The organism is Pseudomonas sp. ACN8 (assembly GCF_002303925.1).
Taxonomy (GTDB): Bacteria; Pseudomonadota; Gammaproteobacteria; order Pseudomonadales; family Pseudomonadaceae; genus Aquipseudomonas.
The window spans coordinates 1-7,001 of sequence record NZ_MRCS01000094.1; the positions used below are offsets into that span (position 1 = coordinate 1).

General features: G+C 60.8%; 7 protein-coding genes and 2 pseudogenes. All 9 read left to right on the top strand.

Translation table 11 applies throughout. The features are described 5' to 3' along the window. Positions 1-435 (top strand): annotated as a pseudogene (locus BSF44_RS28820) (phosphate acyltransferase); the annotation flags it as partial. Positions 436-560: 125 nt separating this feature from the next. Further along, positions 561-1,499 (top strand): ACP S-malonyltransferase, encoded by a 939-nt coding sequence (gene fabD / locus BSF44_RS28825; protein WP_095946390.1) that lies wholly within the window; start codon positions 561-563, stop codon positions 1,497-1,499. 16 nt (positions 1,500-1,515) lie between these two features. Next, positions 1,516-2,256 (top strand): 3-oxoacyl-ACP reductase FabG, encoded by a 741-nt coding sequence (gene fabG, locus BSF44_RS28830; protein WP_007987168.1) that lies wholly within the window; start codon positions 1,516-1,518, stop codon positions 2,254-2,256. A gap of 196 nt (positions 2,257-2,452) precedes the next feature. After that, on the top strand, positions 2,453-2,689 hold the full coding sequence (gene acpP / locus BSF44_RS28835; RefSeq protein ID WP_003175607.1) for an acyl carrier protein: 237 nt from the start codon (positions 2,453-2,455) through the stop codon (positions 2,687-2,689). A 109-nt stretch (positions 2,690-2,798) separates the two neighbouring features. Further along, positions 2,799-4,043: a beta-ketoacyl-ACP synthase II gene (gene fabF / locus BSF44_RS28840; RefSeq protein WP_095946391.1), complete on the top strand. Its 1,245-nt coding sequence runs from the start codon at positions 2,799-2,801 to the stop codon at positions 4,041-4,043. Beyond that, complete coding sequence (gene pabC, locus BSF44_RS28845; RefSeq protein WP_095946392.1) at positions 4,043-4,858, top strand: aminodeoxychorismate lyase; 816 nt, start codon at positions 4,043-4,045, stop codon at positions 4,856-4,858. The genes fabF and pabC overlap by 1 nt, the downstream gene beginning before the upstream one ends. Before the next feature lie 3 nt (positions 4,859-4,861). Then, positions 4,862-6,094 carry an endolytic transglycosylase MltG gene (mltG, locus tag BSF44_RS28850; protein ID WP_095946393.1) on the top strand — a complete coding sequence of 411 codons (1,233 nt, stop codon included), beginning with the start codon at positions 4,862-4,864 and terminating at the stop codon, positions 6,092-6,094. 19 nt (positions 6,095-6,113) lie between these two features. After that, complete coding sequence (gene tmk, locus BSF44_RS28855) at positions 6,114-6,746, top strand: dTMP kinase (protein WP_095946394.1); 633 nt, start codon at positions 6,114-6,116, stop codon at positions 6,744-6,746. Then, positions 6,739-7,001: pseudogene (locus BSF44_RS28860) on the top strand (DNA polymerase III subunit delta'); the annotation flags it as partial. The gene tmk and the pseudogene BSF44_RS28860, both read left to right, overlap by 8 nt.

Here is a 7,001-nt window from a genome sequence, read left to right on the forward strand (position 1 = left end):
CAGGTCAAGCTGGCAGCGACTTTGTTGCAAGGCGCCCGTGGTATCAATTACATCGGCTTTATCGAGGGCGACGGTTTGTACCGTGGCGAAGCGGATGTGGTGGTGTGTGACGGTTTTGTCGGCAACATCCTGCTCAAATCCAGCGAAGGCCTGGCGACCATGATTGCCGGGCGTATCGAGGCGTTGTTCAGAAAAAGCGTGGCCTCTCGCGTGGTCGGCGCGCTGGCGCTGCCCTTGATGAAGCGTCTGCAGGCCGATCTGGCGCCTGCACGGCACAACGGCGCGAGCTTTCTCGGTTTGCAGGGAATTGTGGTGAAAAGCCACGGTTCTGCCGGGGTCCAGGGGTTTCAGAGTGCCATTGCACGCGCCTTGATCGAGATTCAGGAGAATCTTCCCGAGCGCCTGCACGGTCGTCTGGAGGATTTGTTGCTTTAGGCGTTTTCGTCGGACAATGCTTAAATGTGACCGCTTGGTTCGATGGGCCATCCAACTGTCAGTTTCTTGCGTCCCCAAAGCGGGGCGCCAACTCTCCGACGACAAGATCATTAGGGGCTTGTTACATGTCTGCTTCCCTCGCATTCGTCTTTCCAGGACAGGGTTCGCAGTCCCTCGGCATGCTGGCCGAGCTGGGCGCGCAACATCCGGTTGTCCTTGAAACATTCAAAGAAGCTTCCGATGCACTGGGTTACGACCTGTGGGCACTGACCCAGCAAGGGCCGGAAGAGCAACTCAATCAAACCGATAAAACCCAGCCGGCCATTCTGACCGCCTCTATCGCCCTGTGGCGTCTGTGGCTGGCCGAAGGTGGCGCGCGTCCGGCTTACGTTGCCGGGCACAGCCTGGGCGAATACAGCGCGCTGGTCGCGGCAGGCAGTCTGAGCCTGGGCGACGCGGTGAAGCTCGTCGAGCGTCGTGGCCAGTTGATGCAGGAAGCCGTTCCGGCCGGGCAGGGCGGCATGGCTGCCATCCTGGGCCTGGACGATGCTGACGTACTGGCAGCCTGCGCCGAAGCGGCGCAAGGCGAGGTAGTCAGTGCAGTCAATTTCAACTCGCCGGGCCAGGTGGTCATCGCCGGTGCCAGGGCTGCCGTCGAGCGCGCCATCGAAGGCTGCAAGGCGCGTGGTGCCAAGCGCGCCATGCCGCTGCCGGTCAGCGTGCCGTCGCACTGCGAGCTGATGCGTCCGGCCGCCGAGCGTTTCGCCGAGTCGATCGCCGCGATCAACTGGCAGGCACCGCAGATTCCCGTGGTGCAGAACGTCAGTGCCCAAGTGCCGGCCGATCTGGAAACCCTCAAGCGCGATCTGCTCGAGCAACTGTACAAGCCAGTACGCTGGGTTGAATCGGTCCAGGCGCTGGCCGCCAAGGGTGCGACCAACCTGGTCGAGTGTGGTCCGGGCAAAGTACTGGCCGGTCTGAACAAGCGTTGCGCTGAAGGCGTGTCGACATCCAACCTCAATACCCCAGACGCTTTCGCTGCCGCCCGTGCAGCGTTGGCCTGAATCAGGAGAAGCTTGCATGAGTCTGCAAGGTAAAGTTGCACTGGTCACCGGTGCCAGCCGTGGCATCGGCCAGGCCATCGCCCTGGAGCTGGGTCGTCAGGGCGCCATCGTTGTGGGTACCGCGACCTCCGCGTCGGGTGCCGAGCGCATTGCCGCGACCCTGAAGGAAAATGGTATTCAGGGCACTGGCCTGGAGCTCAATGTCACCAGCGACGAGTCTGTGGCAAGTGTTCTGGCGAGCATTCAGGAGCAGTTCGGTGCGCCGGCGATTCTGGTCAATAATGCCGGTATCACCCGCGATAACCTGATGATGCGCATGAAAGACGACGAGTGGCACGACGTTGTCGATACCAATCTGAACAGTCTGTTCCGCCTGTCCAAGGGCGTTTTGCGCGGCATGACCAAAGCCCGTTGGGGCCGAATTATCAGTATTGGCTCGGTTGTGGGTGCCATGGGCAACGCAGGCCAAGTAAACTACGCTGCCGCCAAGGCCGGTCTGGAAGGTTTCAGCCGTGCACTGGCGCGTGAAGTCGGTTCGCGTTCGATTACGGTAAACTCGGTGGCCCCTGGGTTCATCGATACCGATATGACCCGTGAACTGCCCGAAGCGCAGCGTGAAGCCTTGCAGACGCAGATTCCGCTGGGTCGTCTGGGGCAGGCTCAAGAGATCGCGTCCGTGGTCGCTTTTCTTGCGTCGGACGGTGCGGCTTACGTTACCGGAGCTACAATCCCGGTGAACGGCGGGATGTACATGTAATTCAAATGTGACGGATTGCTTCAAAAAAATGTCATACGAGCTGTCTAAAATCCGTTATAAAGCTGCAATCTATTTATAGGCAGAGGGTCACCGGGTTCGAGGAGTGAAGCTTTCAGTTGAAAAGCTGAAAAGCCTTTCTATACACTTACCCACTGGCCAGCTGCCTGAATTTGTCCATTAGGAGTGAAAACAAGGTATGAGCACCATCGAAGAGCGCGTCAAGAAAATCGTTGCTGAGCAACTGGGCGTTAAAGAAGAAGAAGTGGTCAACACCGCTTCCTTCGTTGAAGACCTGGGTGCCGACTCCCTTGACACCGTTGAGCTGGTGATGGCTCTGGAAGAGGAATTCGAGACCGAAATCCCTGACGAAGAAGCCGAGAAGATCACTACTGTACAAGCTGCAATCGACTACGTTACTAGCCACCAGGCGTAATAGTTTGTAATCGTTGCTCGCTGTCATGGAAAAACCGCACTGCCATCATGGCGTGCGGTTTTTTCTTTAGGCCTGATGCAAAGTCGTCATTTGAAAAAAGGAGAGTGCTGTGTCGCGTAGACGCGTCGTAGTCACCGGTATGGGTATGTTGTCGCCACTGGGCACGGATGTGCCGAGCAGCTGGCAGGGCATTCTGGCTGGCCGCAGTGGCATTGGTCTGATCGAACACGCCGACCTTTCTGCCTATTCCACCCGTTTTGGCGGCTCGGTAAAGGACTTCAATGTCGAGGAGTACCTGTCGGTCAAGGAAGCCCGCAAGCTCGACCTGTTCATTCAGTACGGTCTGGCCGCAGGTTTTCAGGCGGTACGCAATGCCGGTCTGGAAGTCACTGACGCCAACCGTGAGCGTATCGGCGTGGCCATGGGTTCGGGTATTGGCGGTCTGACCAATATCGAAGAAACCGCCCGCACGCTGCACGAGACCGGCCCGCGACGGATCTCTCCGTTCTTCGTGCCAGGCTCGATCATCAATATGATTTCCGGTTTCCTGTCCATACACCTCGGTGCACAGGGACCCAACTACGCCATCGCCACGGCCTGTACCACCGGTACACACTGCATTGGCATGGCAGCCCGCAACATCATGTACGACGAAGCCGACGTGATGATTGCCGGCGGCGCCGAGATGGCGGCCTGCGGTCTGGGCATGGGCGGCTTTGGTGCCTCGCGCGCGCTGTCGACCCGCAACGACGAGCCGACCCGCGCCAGCCGTCCATGGGACAAGGGCCGCGATGGCTTTGTATTGTCCAATGGTGCCGGTGCGCTGGTGCTGGAAGAACTCGAGCACGCCAAGGCGCGTGGCGCGACCATCTACGCCGAGCTGATCGGCTTCGGCACCAGTGGCGATGCCTACCACATGACCTCGCCGCCAGCCGATGGCGCAGGTGCGGCGCGCTGCATCACCAATGCGCTGCGCGATGCCAAAATCAATGGCGATCAAGTGCAGTACATCAACGCCCACGGCACTTCGACTCCCGCAGGCGACCTGGCCGAAGTCAATGCGGTCAAGTCGGTGTTCGGCGACCACGCCTACAAGCTGGCCGTCAGCTCCACCAAGTCCATGACCGGCCACCTGCTGGGTGCGGCGGGCGCGGTCGAGGCGATCTTCAGCGTGCTGGCGATCAACAGCCAGGTGGCACCGCCGACCATCAACCTCGATGAGCCGGACGAAGGCTGCGATCTCGATTTCGTGCCGCACACGGCGCGCAACATGGAGATCGATGTGGTCGTTTCCAACTCCTTCGGTTTTGGCGGCACCAACGGCTCGCTGGTGTTCCGCCGGTTCGCAGGCTGATGGATAGCTGGGTCGACGGTCAGCCGGCTGACGCGTTGTCGCTGAAGGACCGCGGCCTGGCTTATGGCGATGGTCTGTTCGAGACCATCGCCGTGCGCAACGGGCAGCCTGTGTTGCTGGACCGGCATCTGTCGCGTTTGGTGGACGGCTGCTCGCGCCTGGCGATAAACGCCGAGCATGAGCTGATCCGCAGCGAACTGCTGGCCTGCGCCGCGGCACTGGGTGACGGGGTGCTCAAGCTCATTCTCACCCGTGGCGACGGTCTGCGTGGTTACGCCCCCGATCCTTCGGCCCAGGCTCGACGCATTCTGCAAGGTAATCCACCGGCGGCGTATCCTGCCGCGCACGGTGAGCAGGGTGTTCGGCTGTTTCCTTGCGCCACGCGATTGTCCAGGCAGCCATTACTGGCCGGCCTCAAGCACCTGAATCGTCTTGAACAGGTTCTCGCCCGAGCCGAATGGCAGGACACCGAGCATGCCGAAGGCTTGATGCTCGATCAGGCCGGACGGGTGATTGAAGGTGTATTCAGTAACTTGTTCCTGGTGCGTGATGGCGTGCTCATCACGGCTGACCTCAAGCGTTGCGGCGTGGCAGGCGTGATGCGTGCCGAAATATTGTTTCAAGCCAAGTCGCTGGGAATTCCCACGCAAATCACCGATATCCCCCTCGAACAGCTGCAATGGGCTGACGAAGTCTTTGTCTGCAACAGCGTGTATGGTATCTGGCCGGTGCGCGCCTATGCTGCTCTTCACTGGCCGGTTGGGCCGCTCACCCGTAAACTCCAAACCATTGCCCGTGTGCTACTGGATGCTTGATACGTGAGACGTAAACTCTTGCTGCTGCTGGAAACCGGAGTGGTTCTGGCGGGGCTGCTGATGGGTGCTTCAGCCTGGAAAATTCATTCGGCGCTGGTACAGCCGCTGAACATTGCCCAGGAACAATTGCTGGATGTGCCCAAGGGCACCACGCCGACCCGGACCTTCTACCGACTCGAAGCCAATGGCGTCATCAAGGACGCATTCTGGCTGCGGGTGTATTGGCGCTTCAACCTCGCCAAACAACCCCTGCACAGCGGCGAATACCGCATTCAACCCGGCATGACCGTCGAAGGCCTGATCGACCTGTGGAAACGCGGGGAAATGGTTCAGTACAGCCTGACCCTGGTCGAAGGCTGGAATTTCCGTCAGGTCCGCGCAGCGCTGGCCAAGGAAGAGAAGCTCGACCATAGCCTCGAGGGTTTAAGCGATAGCCAGGTCATGGACAAGCTCGGCCACACCGGGATTTTTCCGGAAGGGCGCTTTTTCCCTGACACCTATCGTTATGTGCGGGGCATGTCCGATATCGAGGTGCTGAAAACCGCTTATGACCGCCTCGACGAAGTGCTCGCCAAGGAGTGGGCACAGCGCTCTTCCGATGTGCCGTACAGGGAGCCCTACCAGGCGCTGATCATGGCTTCGCTGGTGGAAAAGGAAACGGGTGTGCCGCAGGAGCGTGGGCAGATTGCCGGCGTGTTCGTGCGACGCATGGCGATGGGCATGCTGCTGCAGACCGACCCGACAGTGATCTACGGCCTCGGCGACCGCTACAGCGGCAAGCTGACCCGGGCTCACCTCAAGGAATCGACGCCCTATAACACCTACATGAATGCGGGCCTGCCGCCGACGCCGATTTCCATGGTCGGTCGCGAGGCCATCCATGCGGCACTCAATCCGGTGGAGGGCAACAGCCTTTACTTCGTGGCGCGTGGCGATGGCACTCACGTGTTCTCCGACGATCTGGATGCCCACAACAATGCCGTGAAGGAGTTCCAGCTCAAGCGTCGCGCCGATTACCGCTCCAGCCCGGCACCCGCTACTGCGCCCGAGATGCCGCCAACCCAGGCTGAGCAAAACGGTACGCAGGAGGCCAAGGCTTCCCAAGAGCAGGCGCCGATCCCGGCCGCTTCACCAAACACAGCTCCCGAGGCGTTGCCGCAGGTGCCGGCGCAAGATCCTGCGCCAGCCCCTGAAACGCCCGAACCCGATGCAAGCGCACCGAAAAGCCCGCAATGACTCTGACTAAGGACTGCCTGTGACTGGCTTGTTTATTACTCTGGAAGGCCCGGAAGGCGCCGGCAAGAGCACCAATCGCGAATACCTGGCCGAGTGCCTGCGCGCCGCCGGCATCGAGGTGGTGCTGACCCGAGAGCCGGGTGGTACGCCGTTGGCCGAGCGAATCCGTGAAGTGCTGCTGGCCCCGGTCGATGAGGTCATGAACCCGGATACCGAGTTGCTGCTGGTGTTCGCGGCGCGTGCCCAGCACCTGGCCGAGGTGATTCGCCCGGCACTGGCCCGCGGTGCCGTGGTCTTGTGTGATCGTTTCACCGATTCGACATACGCCTATCAGGGTGGCGGTCGCGGCTTGTCGCTGGAGCGCATCGCGACCCTGGAAACCTTCGTCCAGGGCGATCTGCGCCCGGACCTGACGCTGATTTTCGATCTGCCTGTCGAAGTCGGCCTGGCCCGCGCCAGCGCTCGCGGTCGTCTGGATCGCTTCGAACTCGAAGGCCGGACCTTTTTCGATGCCGTGCGCAGTGCCTTCCTCAAGCGGGCCAAGGCGGATCCGGCGCGTTATGTGCTGGTCGATGCTGCCCAACCGTTGGCAAAAGTTCAGCAGTCTCTGGATGTCTTGCTGCCGCGCCTGCTGGAGTTGAGCCGTGGCTGAGGTCTATCCATGGCAGGAAACCCTCTGGCAGCAACTGGCCGGTCGCGCCCAGCATGCGCACGCCTACCTGTTGCATGGGCCGGCCGGGATCGGCAAGCGGGCACTGGCCGAACGCTTGATGGCCAGCTTGCTGTGCCAGCGCCCGAACGCGCTGGAGGCCTGTGGCGAATGCAAATCATGCCTGCTGCTCAAGGCTGGCAGCCACCCCGACAACTACATCCTGGAGCCGGAAGAAGCCGACAAGGCGATCAAGGT

What these genes read in the sequence shown, in the direction of transcription:
- fabD (WP_095946390.1), top strand. Translation starts at nt 561, where the DNA reads ATGTCTGCTTCCCTCGCATTCGTCTTTCCAGGACAGGGTTCGCAGTCC.
- fabG (WP_007987168.1), top strand. Translation starts at nt 1,516, where the DNA reads ATGAGTCTGCAAGGTAAAGTTGCACTGGTCACCGGTGCCAGCCGTGGC.
- acpP (WP_003175607.1), top strand. Translation starts at nt 2,453, where the DNA reads ATGAGCACCATCGAAGAGCGCGTCAAGAAAATCGTTGCTGAGCAACTG.
- pabC (WP_095946392.1), top strand. Translation starts at nt 4,043, where the DNA reads ATGGATAGCTGGGTCGACGGTCAGCCGGCTGACGCGTTGTCGCTGAAG.